This window comes from Brevibacterium sp. RIT 803, from assembly GCF_016892625.1.
In the GTDB taxonomy this organism is placed as follows: Bacteria; Actinomycetota; Actinomycetes; order Actinomycetales; family Brevibacteriaceae; genus Brevibacterium.
The window spans coordinates 540367-556118 of the sequence record NZ_JAFEMW010000001.1; the positions used below are offsets into that span (position 1 = coordinate 540367).

A 15752-nucleotide genomic window follows, 5' to 3' on the forward strand; every position below is an offset into this window, starting at 1 on the left:
ATGATCGCGACACGCATTCGGCTTCAATAAATTCGACAATCATAGATGTGGGAACAACGAGAGAAATCGATCCCGGGTCTTCTCGGATGTTTATATAGCGATACAACATGCGGCTCTCGGCGGTCGTGGCAGATAATCCGAGGCGCTTGATCAGATCCTCCCCACCGTCTGTCTCGACATACGTATTTGGGTCTATCGCGCCACATGTAGAACTCACACTCGATGATTCTCGTAAACGCGCTCGGTACAGGTAGCTCTCACGAGACTCACTACTGGCACTAGTGCGCAACTCATTGTCAATAGCCGCTGCTTTGGTCCCAATATGAAGATAGCCAACGCGGATGGAGCTCATGCATAACCTATTGGGGCTTGAATGCCACCACTCTCGATCGAAGATGCCATCTGGTTCTTCGACAAGCAGTTTGTCCTTAGCCTGAAGCTTCGCCCGTTCTAAACGGCTCGGGGCCACATGTCCTTGGGGGCAGAAGAAGCAATCCCTATGATATCTAAATTCTGCAAACTCCCGTGGTTGCCGGATCGCCCAATCACTGCACCCTTCGTCGTTGCAAGTAATGCCCAGTCGGCCCTGTGGAGCGACCTCGATTTGTTCGAACTCATTCCATCCGGACGAGCCATGCGCCATGAAACTGCCACGCACATCGGACATACTTCATCGCCTTTCGGGTTCTGAACTTCTGCTTCTTTCGACCAGCCTAAATCTATGCCAAGGTACCGGCAGTCGTGTGGGAACATCGCCGCGTCCCCGCGGTCGCCTCCGCCGCATTCTGCAGGTCACCGTCGCAACGTTGAGCCGAGCGAACGTATAGACTATTTCGTCGACACGATTGGTTCCAGGAATCAATCGGTGGCCGAGATCGCGCGTCCACAAGCGCATGCCTCACTCCACACCAGCCGCACCCCTACCCACATGTGCTCCTCAGTGAACAGCAGAAGTCCTTTCGCTGTGGTCATGCCGATGATTCGGGTACGGAGCGGAAGGTCACAGGAGTCCGTGACAGTCAGATGTGCGTTTCGTGCGACTCCCTGCGTGTGACTTCGGCGCGAAGCTCCTCAAGACTAAACGCCGCCAGCACCTGTCGGGTCAGAGCTGCTCTACCCGCGGCGTGAGCCTTGGCCTCTGCATCGGAGCTGAAGGTCGTTGGCAGGCCCTGTTCGGACTCACCGATCTCATCAAGCAACTCGGCGGCGCGCTCCCGGCCCGCCTCGCGCAACGGGGCCGATTCGATGCCTAGGACCGAGCCGAGCTTCACCAGCGTGCGGTCAGGCGGCACCGCAACCTTGGCCACGCCGTCGCGGTAACGGAACCCGTTGAGAGCAATGTGGATCGAGCTGACACTCAGCCCCGAGGCCGCGGCGAGGTCGGCAACCTTGATCCCCGACTTCTTATACGTCATCCGCAGGAGGGCCGACTCCGGCGGGATATGGAGATCCGGGGTCTGCTCAATCGGTGGGTCCGGGGTGCTTGGCATAACGCTCCTTCACGGGCATACGGTAGCGAATCGGTACACGAATACTTTGCCACATGCACAGGAAGAATCCTAGTCATGAGAGTAGAAGTACTGGCGGTTACTCACCGCGAACGGTATCGGTCGTAAGCGCGCTTCCAGGCTCCATGCGGCTCAACGTCGCAAGCAGCGCCATGTGCGTCGCCGTCGCCACCTGGTGCAAGTCCAGTGGGAAGTCCCCGGGAACTCGCCTGTCCCCTGAAATCGTCAGCAGCAGACGCGGCCAGAAGTACCCGTGCGCAAGACCGCTGTACGTGTTCCACAGCCATGTGACGTGGTCTTTGAGAATGTCGTGTCCGAGCTCTTCTCCCATTCCCGCCAGCTCCAGCGCTTCGTACATGACGGCGCTCATGCCCTCGACTATTCTGCCGTCGCCTGGCGGGTTTCCGTTTGGCCATAGCTCTTTGCGATGTCTCGACAGCTTATCGACGAGATCCTGCGGAGCACCAAACGCCTGCATACCCTCGAACTTTGCGAACTGCTCCATACTCTGCCTCCCGCTCTCGGTGTCTCGCGCAACAACCTTGCACGCTCGCTCGAGACGGTCATCTGGGCCGGTGGGCAGCATGACGAACAATGTACGGGCCGAACCCACCAGCGCTGCGCGCAGCAAGGTCTGAAGTACAACCGGGGAAGTCGGGACAGGATTCTGGATAATATGGCTGATCTGGTACAGGCAGGATCGAGCGGTCTCCAAGCCCACACCGATAACTCCAGTGATATCGACGGGGCCGCGCGGCATCGCCTCGTACAGCCGATTTAGCTCGCTTTCTTTGATATCGTCCCGAGCTTTCAAGAATTCGCCCCAGCAGTCTTCGACCGGACCGTCGATCACCTGCAGGGCTCGGTTGAACATTTCAGCGACCTGCGGGTCGTCCAAGCCAAGATCAATCATTCAGAAAGCATCGCATGCGCCACTGACATTGCGGGTGTGCTGCATGTGGTGCCGCAATACCCATAGAGTCTCGGTGTAGCGCAGTGACGAGTCAGAAATTGAGAACACGTCGATCGGAGATGTTCCGTGGGGCGGTCTCGAGCGCGTGGTGATCCGCTGCTTGACGGACGACCCCGGACTCAATGGTCCGTCCTGTTATTGATCGGGTCGCACAAGTTAGTCGAGTGGGCGGTTGGCGGTAGGCCTGCATGAGAAGGACTGCGCTGCGCGCTGAGCCCGTGTTCGCAACGTAAGACCCTGGTGTATCAAGCTGGTGTGACAGAGGAGTTAGGAGGGTGAGGTGGGTTAGGGTCACTGCCACTCGCATGGCGAGAGAACTTATCTTTTTTGACCTAGCATGCGTCTGCGCGACGAAAAGATTTGTACTTCACACGCCGGGCGCTTCGTCGTCCTAACCATCCTCACCTTCCTCACCTTTCAGCGACGGAGTGATACCGAGATCGCGGTCTATCGGCAGGTACCGCAACGTTGGGTCCGCCTCACAGCCCGAGGTTATCTCGCCGCCAGTCCTCGGCATCGCGGTTCATTTCCTCTCGTCCCTCATCGTCTGCCTGACCCTGCAGGGCATCGAGCTGCTCCCGCAACCCATCGACGACCTCTTGTCGACGACTGACCTCCTCGACAGCGATGCCCAGTGCCGCTTCTGCATCCGCGAGAGCAAATCGCATCTCGTCCATCCGAGCCTCAAACGAACCTTCGTACGTGAGCAGCGCAGCCAGTGGTACGCCTAACACATCCGCGATCGCGACCCCCTCGCCGAGCCTGACACCTCGCCGTTCCTTTTCTATGCGCGTGACCGAGCTGCCGTCGACAACATAGCCGACCGACTCCGACAGTCTGCGCGCGAATTCGTTCTGGCTCAGGCCAGCGCGGATCCTTTCAGCGCGCATTCGGCCGACGAACATAACCTCAGATGGATGGGTCATCATAGTCTCCAGCGTTGAAATCAGATCATGACATAATCGCATTGCACCCGCACGTACACTGCGGTAAACTCAGAGTATCAACCCAGGCCCCCTTCGGGGAGTCGAGAAACGTCCGTCACAGAGTGGCGCGTCCTACACAGAAGGACGGATTAACCGGCGGAACTACCCCGCCGTACGTGATCGGGGCACGCAGAACGTGCACAGGACCCGACTTTCTCGATTCTGACCACGAAGGGGTCCTCGCTATGAGCGAACCATTCATCACCCTCCAGCCTGAGCCCATCGGCCCGGTACGCGCCACTCTGACTCGAGAGCAGGCCGCGGAGTACCTCAACATCCCGCAGGGAACTCTCGACGTCTGGCGCACACGCAAGAAGGGTCCGTGCTATGTCCGCATGGGTCGGAACGTTCGCTATCGAGTGGCCTCCCTGGACGCATATCTCCTGGCCAACGAGACGGGCGGGAGCGCAGCTTGATGAACGACTTTACGCACCGTCTCGCCGTGGCCGTAGAAAGCGCCCCCGAGGCGGACACCGAGATCGTCCAGTTCTGGTGCGACGCCCAGCTCACCCTTAGTATCGCTGCCGCCATTGTGAACTCTGAAGGACTCGCGGCTCTGTGTCACCTCGATGCCGACGCAGTCGGCATCGCCCTGTTCACCTGGGAAGAGCTCGAGACCGAGTGGTCCGCGTGGCGAGAGCTGGGCAAACACTCTCCCGCCGTCAACCCGCTCTTGTCAGATGTAACCGACTGATACCTACGGATACGAAAACGCCCCGGCGGCAACCGGGGCACTCTCTAAATATTCGTCCGCCTAAAAGAGCTAACCACTCGTGATCAGGCGCATCCGTCGAAAGGATTGAATATGTCTATTCTAACCAACGCTGAACAGGAAGACCAGCCTGAGGACGCGCTGTTCACGCTGATCCACGGCGATGACAGCTGCCACCAGGCTTGGCTCATCGTCGGGTGGGATCAAGCTCGGATCGCTGCCGAGTGTCATCCCAACGACGCCGCCGTCTTCGGCATCGACCAGCGCGCATTGCTAACGCTTTCCGCGGTCTCAGGGCTCGAAGTGTTCGAGGGGAAGCCGGTGTTAATCTTCCCACTCGGCGACCCGGCGACCGACCATACTGTCTTCGAACGATCCGCAACACTTGGCCGACGTTGCGAAGACGAAGGCGCGATTAGCGTCGAATTCGTCTGGCTCAGCACAAACCTCGACACTCACCTGGGTGACCGTGCAGGAGAAGAGCGTCTTCGTCGCCTGAGCACTCTGGCGAGCAGCCGCACAGGCAAGAAGCCAGCGAAGGCGAAGCCGAAAGCTCCGACCGCGTCTGCGCAGAAGGTCGAGGCCGACCTCGCGGAGCTCGAAGCGAACGCTCTCAAAGAGGGTCGCCCTGTCATCGATGTCAACGACGACCGCCTAGTGGTCCTCAACAGTCTCGTCGACGCGCTTCGTACCGGCCGCGATGGCGAGCGGATCTACAACTTCGGCGGGCAGCTAGCCCACACAGTCAACGATCCCGACAGTGGTTCCGAGGCGATCATCGCAGAAACCCTCGATGACACAGGACTCCTCAATCATTTGAGTCGAAGCGCACAGATGATGTCGACAACACAGCGTGGAGTGTCAGCCGCATGGCCAGAAACGAAGACCCTGTCTGCGCTCTACGGCCGTCACGCGGACTTCCGCCTTTTGCGCGGCATCGCACCGTCACCCATTGTCCGCGCGGACCACACGATCGCCACAGTCGACGGGTACGACGAGGCGTCCCAGATGCTCCTTGATCTCCGTGGTCTCGAACTGGAACTCCCAAAGGCCCCGACCACGGATGAGGTCAGTGATGCGGTGGCCCTCCTGATGGACGACTGGCTGGGCGACTTCCCGTTCGCCACCAACACCGACAAGGCAAACATGCTCGCTCTCATCCTCACTTATCCGCTGCGCGAGCTCTGCACCCTCATCCCACTGGCTGTCATTTCAGCGAAATCGATGGGCACTGGCAAGTCGAAGCTTGTGAGCCTCGTCGTGCGGCTGTTCACCGGCGATGACCCCGAGATGGACTCGCTGCCAAGCACTGAAGAGGAAACCCGTAAGCAGATTACGACACTTTTGCAAAAGGCCCTGCCCTTCCTAGTCTTCGACGAGAGTCCCGAGATCGGCGGCAAATCGATCAACCGGTTGCTGACTGCTCAGAAATGGAGCGACCGGCTGCTGGGCGGAAACCAGCGCGCGTCACTGCCGAACCAGGCTGTAAAGGTCGCGGCCGCCAACAATGTCGAAGTCTTCGGGGACACCATTCGACGGTATTATCCCATCGAGCTCTTCTTCGACGGCGAGGACCCTCACGATCGTCCCGAATCCGACTTCCGCCACGCTGACATCGAGGCCTGGACGGACGAACATCGAAGCGAGCTTCTCACAGCGGTGTTCACGCTCATCCGCGCATGGCAGGTCGCCGGTCGACCGAAGCGCACCACATCGTTCGGATCGTTTGAACGCTGGGAGGCCGTCGTCGGCGGCGTCATCGAACACGCCGGAGTTCGGGGCTTCCTCGGTAATTTGAGCGAACACCGCAAATCGGCCGACTTTGAGGCCGGGTTGTGGGCCGCCCACTGTGAATGGCTTGCAACAAAATTTCCCACAGGCCAGTTCACCACCCGCAAAGTCGTGACCGCCATGACGGACCGGAAGAACCATCTGGTCGTCGTCCGAATGGATGTGGACCTCCCACCTGGCATCGACACCTCACCGAATGATCCGTCGTACGCAGCGAAGCTCGGCAAGCTTTACCACTCCCGACAGGATGGATGGTTCGACGGCTACCGCATCACAAAGGCCCCCGAAAAAGCCGGCGGTAATCAAACGAAGTGGCTCATCGAGATGGCGGATCGAGTCGAACAAGCACACCTTAACAACGACACCGCAGTGCAACGTGCTCTGCGGACCGTCCCAGAAATGGAAGCGGATCTTGCAATGGAAGTGCGTGAACACGGATCCGACTCCGTGATCGCCGGGAACACGAGGATCGATCTGGAGATGAAACGGCAGGTTGACCGCCTGAAATCCGCCGGCTGGTTTTCGCCTTCAGATCCTGACGAACAACAACCTCAGAGTTCGAACATCGTCGGGCGAGACCAGACTGACAACGCAGATTCTTCCGCCGAAGAGGTGGCCTGATATGCCCAGCCCCGACTCTTTCGACCCCCTGGCCAACTTCTCCGACTTCTACACCAGCGCTGCGATACGGTCGCTGTCGGACGCGTCACGCTGGACAGTTTCCGGGCGACTCGGTGACGAGACCAAGGGCAAAGCACCCATCGACCTCAAACATCTGCTCGTCACCGGAGGGCGGGTCCGCGGAGCTTGGTCGCGCGACGAACAGTGCTTGGTCACGCTCAACGAACTGACTGAGCACCTGCCGACCGCAGCCAATGCGGCGTTCTACTTACAAGCTGCCACCGATGGGCTCATTGTCATCGACATTGAGCCTAGCTGTCCGGCGGAGATCTCTGCGCAATTGCTGGCCCTGCCCGAGACGATCTACTCCGAATTATCCATGTCCGGACGCGGGTACCACCTCGTGGCCCCGTTGCCCGAGAACTTCTACGACCACAACGCCGCCGCTGGCAAAAAGGTGCTGCGCGAGGAGCACGGCTACTACGAGATCCTCCTTGAGCACTGGTGCACATTCACTCGCCGGCCAATCTCACAAGAGGACTGGAACCGCGTTCACACGGCCAACGAATCCGAACCAGAGCACGCGTCGACTGCGGCGCTGTACGCCTCACTGGCGAAGACTGCGAAGGCAACAGGCACCACCTCGACCACAGTGCGCACGTCCGAAGAGACTCCGGAGATCACCGGAGGCGAAGAGATCGTCAGCCGCACTTTGGACGGTGCTGACCCGCGGTTCAAGACCCTCGACGACTTCGCCGGCGACGCATCGCGATGGGAGTTTTCTGTCCTCGGCACTCTGTACAACGAGATGCGCCACCATCTCTTGTTCGTCGAGTACGTGAGAAGAACCAGCTTTTCCGACGGTGACGTGGCGTGGCTACTCTACGAGGCCGTGCAGCAGGTCTTGCCGCCCCGGTCGAAGCATCGGGAGCGACGCAACGGTCGGCCATTTCTGCTCGACCGGTCGGCGGCAATGATTGCGGAGAACAGGCGCAGAGCAACTGGAAGGTCAGGCCCCACCTCGGATGACTGAGACTCACAAACATGATCAAGCGACGATCGCCCTGAAAAGCTACGAGAGGAACAAAAAATGAGCTCCACCGACCAGAACCACGTCGTCGACATCGACCCGATCATGCTCCTCAAAGAGCATCAGAATGGCCACTGCGCTGTTTGTGGGGAGGTGCGTATGCGTCTGCGCATCGACCATGACCACGACACCGGCCTGGTCCGGGGGTTGCTGTGCAACGGGTGCAACACCAGCGAAGGTCGTGACTTCCGCGCACCATGGTTCGAGCGTTACCGCGCCAATCCGCCTGCCGCGCGACTGGGACTGCGAGTTCAGTACAGGAATCGGATGCCCGTAACACGTGAGATCGAATCGCTCATCAAGGAGCTCGCGGAGCTGATCCGAGAAGACGGTTGGGGCATCGGAGAGCTGAGCCAAGTCAAGGGTGACGCCGCCTTCAACATCGTCGATGACACGGAAATCGTGGAGTGCGTCTCCCTCTGGAGCGAAGGCCAGCACAAGGCGCAATTCACGTGGGGTAACACTGGGAGATGCAACGACTTCGGACAGGTCCTGAACACAGAACACACTCTTCCTGCCTCGACCCCGGTGGAGCGAGTCGCCGACATCGTGACCTGGACAATGCGAATTGACCAGGAGAGTGAAAGGTTGACACACCTCCTGCACCAACGCTTCGGTCTGGTGAACGTAGACATGTCGTTCAATATCGAGCGAGAGATCGCGGTCGCGAGCTTCGACTGTGGTGACGGTCAGCTCAAACGCATCGTCACCAATGGCTCTGACATCTACTTCTGGTCAGATCCCGCGTTCCGAACCTCGTTGATCGTTCCGGACGAAATGGACCTCGAGCGCGTCGCGACGTGGGTTTTCCAGCGTGCGAACGAACTGATCGAGTATGACGAGTCCAAAGGTCTTAACCACAGTGAGTGATGATCACGACGACCCAGTGGACCGGGTGACCACGGGGCCACGTGCCCCTATGCAGCGGTGGTCATACACGGGAGCGTTGCGGGCGCTTCGAGGACTCGAAAAGGGCATCGATGGGTCTCTGCGCTTCGTCCCCACAAAGTTGGTCATTCCCGGGTCTGATCGAGCCCGGGTTTGGACACGAGGAGACCTCAACGGGCCTGCGGCCCACCGGCCGCGGTGTGTCGGTCACGTCCGGGTGCCATCGGGGTCCTTCTCGGTCGGCGATTGGTCGGCGATGGCTCCAAATTGGCCACTCTGTTACGGCGCGTCATCGGGTGCGACTGATCAATCGCACCCGATGACGGCTGCGGATCGACATCGAAGCATCGCGGCAGACGCTGCGAGGCCCTGCTGCCGGTTCTGGATTCCGTCGACTCCTGGCTCCTTGCTGAGCGGCGTCACCAGCATTTGAGCAGGTCGTCGCGAGCAGGCCACGATCGGGTTCCCAGCCAAGCGCGGAGCGCGAGGAATGAGTACCGGGGGTCCATGGGGGCGCAGCCCCCTGGCCAGCGCCCAACGGATTCAGACGAGCGCTTGCGCGAAGTCTGATATCCGGGGGGCTTGCTAGCTATGTCGTCGTACCGATGCCTCTTTCCTGTACGTACCGACAACCAAGCGGTACGATATTGAGAAACAATTTCATTGACCCCAATGTACAAGTGCATCTCAGAGGAGGCGGATTTCGATGGTCACGGTGAAGCGGGCGCAACCAAAGAGCGCCTCGAAATACGTCGCCGAAGTGTTCACGCGACTGACCTCCAAACAGGCGCAGCGCCTGGCCGCGGTGCAGGCGATGGAGCCGGCGCTACCGAGCCGGCCCGACGCCGTGCGCCGCCTTATCGAAGCACTCGATGATGACGACCTGGACAGGGCCGACGCCGCCGAAGGCAAGGAGGCCCTGTCGGGCAACGACGTCGACACGATCGTCGCAGCAATGGAAGATCGGACGCGGGCGTACAACGAGTTCACCAAGCAGGTGCACGCGATAGGCGTGAGCTGCAATCAGCTCGTGAAGCTCGGGCACCAGATCAATCTGGGAGCCGCAAGAACCATCCCGACGGAGGCGGTCGAAGGCATCGGGCGACAGCTCTCGGCAGTCAAGGATCGCACCTCGGTTCTCGCTCACCAGGACGCCTACGTCGAGTCGGTGGTGACCTCGTGTCTGCCACAGTGAAACACATTCCGTCGACGTCGTCGAGCAACCTCGACGCCTACCTGGATCGAGAGAAGGAGGGCAACGGTCTGCCCCGCGTACTCTACGAGTTCGGCCAGCACTGCCGGCCGGAGACTGCGGCACAGGAGTTCCGGGCATTGCGGGAAGCGCACGGCCAGCAGGGCGCGGTGCGCAAGGTCGCCGCCAAGTACAAGGAGCCCGAGGACCCGGCAGGTGCGACACATCTCAAAATCGGGAAGAACTGGCGTGAGGCCACGGCGACGGAGACCGCGACGCACCTGCGGATCGCCCCCGAGGTGCCGTACGTCAAGCGCGATGAAGCGCACCACTTCATCTACAGCTTCGACCTCGCAACGGTCAATCCGCAAGACCCGGAGCAGACGCAAGGAGCATTCGAAGCTGTCGTCGCCTTCCGCGAGGAATACACGCCAGGTACGCAGTCGAAGTTCGTCGCTCACGGCGATGCCACCGGTTCCAAGGTCGCGATCCAACGCGGCGAAGGCGGCAAGTTCCACGTCCACGAAGCGATGAACGCAGTCGTGCACACCGGCATGGAGGTAGATGGTCGGCAGTACCGAAAAGGGCAGCGCGTCGCCGGCGCGATCACGCACGTCGACACCTATCGCGCGGCCTGGGATCAGTTCCTCAAGACCCGCGGCCAGGAGTTCGGGCTCTCGCCTCAGGACCGCTCAGTGCTGCCCGAGGTCGGCAGTCCCGAGTACCGGGCTGTGCGTCGCACGGAGCAGGACTTCTGGGCACGAGAGCGCGGCGAGATCTCCGACCACGACCGCGCCCGGAGCGGCATAGAGACCGCGTACGCAAGGCTCGCCGAGGACCCCGCGCAGCTGGCCGGACTCGACTACGCCGAACGCATTGAGCGCTTGGCTGCTGAGGCCTCTGCAACCGGTGACGTCGAGCTCAAGCTGAGGAGGACGAAGGCCGACGAGGTCAAGATCCGCTCTTTCGTTGTGCCGGGCAGGAAGCAACCGATCGCCAGCACGAAGCTCGGAGAGCGCTACGCCAATGCGACCGCCACCGTCGGCGGGGCACAGGAGCAGCTCGTCTATATCGCGCAGGGAAGCTGGAAGCCGTTCGCACGCGGCGAGGTCGGTCCACCGAAGCAGATCGAGAGACTGCCGGATGCGGAGGTCGCGAATCTCCAGTGTGCCGCCGACGGCTTGGCCCGTGAAGAGCGGCAGATCCAGCAGGCCGAAAGCGAGCCCCCTCGACGTCAGCCCCGACCGAAGACGGTCGCCACTGCAACTGAGGTGCTTGGGCCCTACAAGCGCGACTACGGCCGAGAACTGGCCGAGGTGCGTCGGACACTCGTCGACGAACACTTGCGGCAGCACCCGGGCACAGAGCCAAGGGTCGCCGCGCAGATGGTCGATGGGCAGCTCTACACACATGCGTTGGACGGCTCACTCAAGACCGACCTCGAAGCGGTGCGCGCCGACCTCGCGCAGCATCAGAAGTCGGCCGAGCAGGAGCATCCCCGCAGTGATGTCCGTACGTCCGAGGCAGCTTCGGACTCGCAGGACAAGGAGCCCGCAGCCGATCGTGACTGGCAGTCCGAGCGGTTGCGGGAGCCGGCAGCCCCGACGCCGAAGCGTCCGACGCCCCCGCGTAATGAGCGCCGGGCGCGGTCCCTGAGCATCGAGGAACGACGTAGTGCGGAGTTGATCGCTGTGGTGCGCAGCGAGAGGGCCGACGGCGGGGCCTATGTCGACTTCCAGCTCGCTGCGCCCGGGCCGGGAGAGCACCAGCGTCCAGGTCTGCACCTGCTATCCGCGAAGACGGCGGTCAAGCAGAAGGACGGCACCGAGCGCGAGGTCACGCGGACCTGGACGCAGCTGACCGCCCCACAGTACGACCGACTCAAGCTTGCCTCGGGTGAGAACCGTGTCGAGACCGAGGGGAAGACGGTATACGGTTTGGCCGCCGACGTCGAGATGCCCAGGCAGGGCGGTCACGCACCCAACCCCAACACGTTCCAGTCCTCTCGCCGGAAGCAGATCGACCAGAATATTCTGGCCGAACAACGGGCTTCAGAAGACCGCGGGCGCGCGGCCGAGCGCGCCCACAGGAAGGCCAGGAAGAGCGAGCCGAGCGCGTACGAGATCGTCTCGCAGGCCAACAAGGACCGGGAATCGGGACTGAGCATGAGCCGATAACGAGGAGACAGAGAGGAGGTGATGACTGATGAACAGGGTGACTGAGATCGAGGTCCGGGGCCTCGAATCGAGGGCGGACCTGCTCGAGCGCCAAGCGAATGACCGGGAAGCGGAGACCCCGATGCTCCACCGATCGGTGGAGCAGCTACTACGACTCGCTCGAGCGGATCGAGCGGTACCGGCGGCAGGCAAAGGATCTGCACGCCCAGGCGGAGCGTCTGCGGCGCAAGGCGTCGTAGCTCCGATCGAACAACTAACAAACAAGCGAGAGAGAAAGGACAGAGACCATGGCTACCGAAAGCGCCATCGACCAGCAGGAAATCGACGAGAAGAAGGCGGCCCAGATCCGTCATCTGCTCGCCGAGGAGAACGAAGAGGCGGTCAAGCGCCGCTTCGGGGAGCAGGAGTTCAACTCCCCCGAGTACCAGCAGGCGAAGCAGGAACTCGCTCAGCGAGGCAGCGCCCGGACCGAGCACTTCAAAGCTGAGATCGAGGAGCAGGGACAGATCGATCGCGAGCGTGAGGCCGAGCTTGCGCGTCAGAAGGAAGCCGAGCGCCAGGCTCAGGAACAGGCCGTGCAAGAACCGGAGACAGAGCAGAACCAAGATCAGGAGGTCGAACAGAACCAGGAAGCCGAACCGGACCACGACCGCGGACAGAAGCGGGATCGCCCTGAGCTGGCCGATGCGCCGCGACCTGAGAAGCAGTCCACGCGCGACGGCAAGCACAGGGGCGGTACCGAAAGCCAACGGCAGGATCGCGTCAGCAGTGCGCGCCGACAGGTGCCTGAGACTACCGGGGCGGACACGGCCGATCAGGGCGACTCTCAGGGTCATGAGACTCAGCGCCCGGAGAGCACCTACGAGCGGGTCGCCCGCTCCCAGCGCGAGAGTCGGGAGAGGTCGACACACGGCATCGACCGGTGAGACCCGATGCCTCCAGGCGACCGCGATGAGCCCGCATGAGAAGGCCCCCAAAGCAATGCCCCGGTGGCCGCTTCATGACCGTCAGGCGGCCTGCTTCGACGTGAACGGGATGGCGCTGATGTCGACGAGGGTCACCATCAGTCCCTTCTCGTGGATGCCGTCATGGTCGGCCTCGGCGAGGTTGGGGCGACGGCCCCGCAGGAGCCGTCCCTCGTTGCGCGTCTTGGGGAGGAAGTCCGACCCCTGGAACGCCTCAACCCGCTCGGAAGTCTGCGACTGCTTGCCGAGGTGGTCGACCGTCGTCTTCTGCTGCTCCGTCTGGCCGTACCACCAGGCCGCCTTCTCGAGGATCTCCTTCTCGGGAGCGCCCACGAGGCAGAGCACTGCGGGCCAGGTGTCGCGCAGCGCCGTCATGCCCGCCGAGCCGTAGCGCAGCTCGAACTGGCTGGTCGCCTGCACGGCGCAGAGCAGGTTGATGCCCATCGCTCTCGACTCCGTGACCACGGTCGGGAGCTCCTGCCACGGCATCGTGTTGCACAGTTCGTCGACCACCAGGAGCAGGCGGGGCAGCTTCGTCTTCTCCGTCTGGTTCGCCCGCCAGCGCTTGGTGATGGCCGCGGCGGCCCCGACTGCTGCGCCGGCGGCAACACCCGTGGCCGGGGCCACGATGAAGAGCGTCGCTCCTTTGCGCTCGAGCATCTCCGGCGTCAGAGGCGGTGTCGTACCGTCACCGCGGACGGTGGAGCGCAGCCACGGGGCGACGGCGGCCTTCATCGTGATCATCACGTTCGAGACCTGCTTCTCGTCCTGCACGGACGCGGAGAGCAGTTCCTCAGACAGGATTGGCGAGACCTCCTTGAGGCGTTCGATCGCGGTAACCCAGCTCGGCGACTCATCCTCTGCGCTTTCGCCCTGGAGTCTGCTCACTGCCGAGCGCGCCCAGGTCATGCCGTCCGGGCCAGCTGCCCGCAGGATCGCCGCCAACGGAGCCGTCGAAAGGGTCTCGAAGAACTCCGCGGTCCCGTCGCCGCCGCCACCGCCACCCGAAGCGCCGCCGGCCCCGGCCGAACCCGACTGCAGCAAGATCGTCGCGAGGTCGAGGGCGTCGTCGTCGCCTGCCACGAGCGCCGTCGGGTCGACCACCACACGCGTCACGCCCTCGGGCAGCTGGTCATCGGGGACCTCTCCCGAGAGGTCGAGGACGTAGGTGCAGCCCTTTCCGCCGCGGTCCAGGCGCATCTGCAGGCACTCTTGGATCAGATCGGGCTTACTGCTCACGGCAACCACCGGACCGTTCCACATGAGGATCGCGGGAGCGAGCACGCGGCGGGTCTTGCCCGAGCCGCTGACTCCCGACACCAGCAGATGAGGGGCCGTCTCGGCCGGCACCCCGTCGACGAAGCCGCCGAAAGGCGTGGGCGGACGCATGTAGGTCGGCGGCGTCTCCGCAGCGGCGGCGGTACTGCCTGTGGGCGCACCCTTCTTGCTGTTGAACATGGTCATTTCTCCTTCTTGTTGTTGTCGTCTTTCGCGTTCCAACGGCGCTCGATGTTCGCGCGCCCGGCTGCACTGATGCGTTCCCGCTCGTCGGCCGCTTCCTCAGCGACTAGCTCTTCGCCCTCTGGCGAATCGATGCGTTGGAGGCCGTACCGCAGGCACACGCGGGCCAGGAGCCCGTTCCCGATGCCTCGGAAGCGCGCCTGCTGACGGATCGACTCGCGGTCCTCCGTCGTCAGGGCGATCGTCTGCTTGGCGTCTAAGGACCTGCTCATCAACGCCTTCCCTTCTGCCTCGTCGGTTGTTCTACACCCGTTCCGGGTATAGTATTATGGTACCTGATTTTATTGACCGTTTACTACGTGCAGAGAGGCCTCGAATGGGCAAGTTCATCTTTCAGACGGTCATCGTGCTGGCAGTCGTCGGCACAGTCTTCGTCTTCGGAGTCGTGGTCGGGGGCGGCTTCGCCAACGACGCAGCCGAAGCCGGCATGCGGACACGCGTAGCGCAGTGCCTGCCGATGGAGACAGCAGACGACCTAGAGACGTGCCTGGCCGCGGATGAGGAGACTCAGTGAGCACGCCACGGTGGGAGGGCGAACGCAGCGCCTGGTTAAAGGCGCGGGCTGGACATCGGCTCGGAGTCAGGCGTCGGGCAGAGCAACTCGCTCTGGTCGCTCGGCGACAAGAGCGACTGGAGGCCGGCGTCGGCGACAGCGCCTTCGGCGAGGTCACGACCCGAAACGTCTTCTACCGCAGCGTTCACCGCGAGGAAGGCGCTGCGAACCTGGCCGGCTGGATGATCTGGACGCTGATCTGGATGTCCGCGACCTATGTGCTCGTCGGGCCCGCGCTACTCATCGGCCTGGGGGCGTACGGCATCTGGTGGCGGAAGGTCGAGGAGTGGGGCCGAATGCGGAGCGTGCCGTACTTCAAGGCCGCGGGGGCCGTCGCCGCGATCGGCGTCGCAATATTGACCGCCCACTCCCTGCTGGCAACAGAGGGCGTGACGCGGATCCTCATCGGCTCCTGGCAGACCTGGCCGCTCGAGGGCGGCGCGGCATTCCTGACTGGTTACCTCTGGCTGCAACTCGTCCTGGGTCTCGTTCGCGCCGGGTGGCGCGTGCGTGCCTGGGGCTGGCCCGCAGTTGCGCGAGTAGAGCGGGCGGGGGCGACAGCCGTCCAGGCGGTCGAGCTCGAGGGATTCGATCACGCCGAGCTGGAGGAAGCGCCGCACAGCGACGCACCGGCCATTGCCCCCATCGAGATCAGCGTCGACGACGAGGAGCTCGAGGACTGGATGGTCGAGGAGCAGGACGAGCCGGTGTATGCGGATGAGAACGACAACGCCCAGAAGACAACGCAATGACCAAAAACGAAAGGGACAAGGAC

At 62.3% G+C, this 15752-nt stretch carries 15 protein-coding genes; 10 read left to right on the forward strand and 5 right to left on the reverse strand.

Features of this window, described 5'->3' with window-relative positions; genetic code table 11:
- Positions 1-1019 precede the first annotated feature (1019 nt).
- The 3 genes from JTF07_RS02535 to JTF07_RS02545 form a co-directional block, all read right to left on the reverse strand.
- Positions 1020-1490 carry a MarR family winged helix-turn-helix transcriptional regulator gene (locus JTF07_RS02535; RefSeq protein WP_204232746.1) on the reverse strand — a complete coding sequence of 157 codons (471 nt, stop codon included), beginning with the start codon at positions 1488-1490 and terminating at the stop codon, positions 1020-1022.
- Between the two features lie 97 nt (positions 1491-1587).
- Complete coding sequence (locus JTF07_RS02540) at positions 1588-2421, reverse strand: hypothetical protein (protein ID WP_204232747.1); 834 nt, start codon at positions 2419-2421, stop codon at positions 1588-1590.
- Between the two features lie 539 nt (positions 2422-2960).
- Positions 2961-3407: a helix-turn-helix domain-containing protein gene (locus tag JTF07_RS02545; RefSeq protein ID WP_204232748.1), complete on the reverse strand. Its 447-nt coding sequence runs from the start codon at positions 3405-3407 to the stop codon at positions 2961-2963.
- 245 nt (positions 3408-3652) lie between these two features.
- Between JTF07_RS02545 and JTF07_RS02550 the strand changes: the two genes are divergently transcribed.
- From JTF07_RS02550 to JTF07_RS02585, 8 genes are all read left to right on the forward strand, one after another.
- Positions 3653-3883, forward strand: coding sequence for a helix-turn-helix domain-containing protein (locus JTF07_RS02550; RefSeq protein WP_204232749.1), 231 nt, complete (start codon positions 3653-3655; stop codon positions 3881-3883).
- Positions 3883-4161, forward strand: a complete 279-nt coding sequence (locus tag JTF07_RS02555) for a hypothetical protein (RefSeq protein ID WP_204232750.1) — start codon at positions 3883-3885, stop codon at positions 4159-4161. The genes JTF07_RS02550 and JTF07_RS02555 overlap by 1 nt, the downstream gene beginning before the upstream one ends.
- Positions 4162-4272: 111 nt before the next feature.
- Positions 4273-6591, forward strand: coding sequence for a hypothetical protein (locus tag JTF07_RS02560; RefSeq protein WP_204232751.1), 2319 nt, complete (start codon positions 4273-4275; stop codon positions 6589-6591).
- Position 6592: 1 nt separating this feature from the next.
- The gene (locus tag JTF07_RS02565; RefSeq protein WP_204232752.1) at positions 6593-7624 is read left to right on the forward strand and encodes a hypothetical protein; all 1032 of its coding nucleotides are present in this window, start codon (positions 6593-6595) and stop codon (positions 7622-7624) included.
- Positions 7625-7681: 57 nt separating this feature from the next.
- Positions 7682-8551, forward strand: a complete 870-nt coding sequence (locus JTF07_RS02570) for an endonuclease domain-containing protein (RefSeq protein ID WP_204232753.1) — start codon at positions 7682-7684, stop codon at positions 8549-8551.
- A gap of 724 nt (positions 8552-9275) precedes the next feature.
- On the forward strand, positions 9276-9764 hold the full coding sequence (locus JTF07_RS02575; RefSeq protein WP_204232754.1) for a hypothetical protein: 489 nt from the start codon (positions 9276-9278) through the stop codon (positions 9762-9764).
- The gene (locus JTF07_RS02580) at positions 9749-11938 is read left to right on the forward strand and encodes a hypothetical protein (RefSeq protein WP_204232755.1); all 2190 of its coding nucleotides are present in this window, start codon (positions 9749-9751) and stop codon (positions 11936-11938) included. Before JTF07_RS02575 ends, JTF07_RS02580 begins: the two co-directional genes overlap by 16 nt.
- A 287-nt stretch (positions 11939-12225) precedes the next feature.
- The gene (locus JTF07_RS02585) at positions 12226-12864 is read left to right on the forward strand and encodes a hypothetical protein (RefSeq protein WP_204232756.1); all 639 of its coding nucleotides are present in this window, start codon (positions 12226-12228) and stop codon (positions 12862-12864) included.
- Positions 12865-12945: 81 nt separating this feature from the next.
- Here the strand turns inward: JTF07_RS02585 and JTF07_RS02590 are convergent, their stop codons facing one another.
- On the reverse strand, positions 12946-14367 hold the full coding sequence (locus tag JTF07_RS02590; protein ID WP_204232757.1) for a type IV secretory system conjugative DNA transfer family protein: 1422 nt from the start codon (positions 14365-14367) through the stop codon (positions 12946-12948).
- Positions 14364-14636, reverse strand: coding sequence for a hypothetical protein (locus JTF07_RS02595; RefSeq protein WP_204232758.1), 273 nt, complete (start codon positions 14634-14636; stop codon positions 14364-14366). The genes JTF07_RS02590 and JTF07_RS02595 overlap by 4 nt, the downstream gene beginning before the upstream one ends.
- A gap of 104 nt (positions 14637-14740) precedes the next feature.
- Here JTF07_RS02595 and JTF07_RS02600 point away from each other — a divergent pair, with 104 nt between their 5' ends.
- Together JTF07_RS02600 and JTF07_RS02605 are read left to right on the forward strand one after the other, a co-directional pair.
- Positions 14741-14938: a hypothetical protein gene (locus JTF07_RS02600; protein ID WP_204232759.1), complete on the forward strand. Its 198-nt coding sequence runs from the start codon at positions 14741-14743 to the stop codon at positions 14936-14938.
- The gene (locus JTF07_RS02605) at positions 14935-15729 is read left to right on the forward strand and encodes a hypothetical protein (protein WP_204232760.1); all 795 of its coding nucleotides are present in this window, start codon (positions 14935-14937) and stop codon (positions 15727-15729) included. Before JTF07_RS02600 ends, JTF07_RS02605 begins: the two co-directional genes overlap by 4 nt.
- Positions 15730-15752 lie beyond the last annotated feature (23 nt).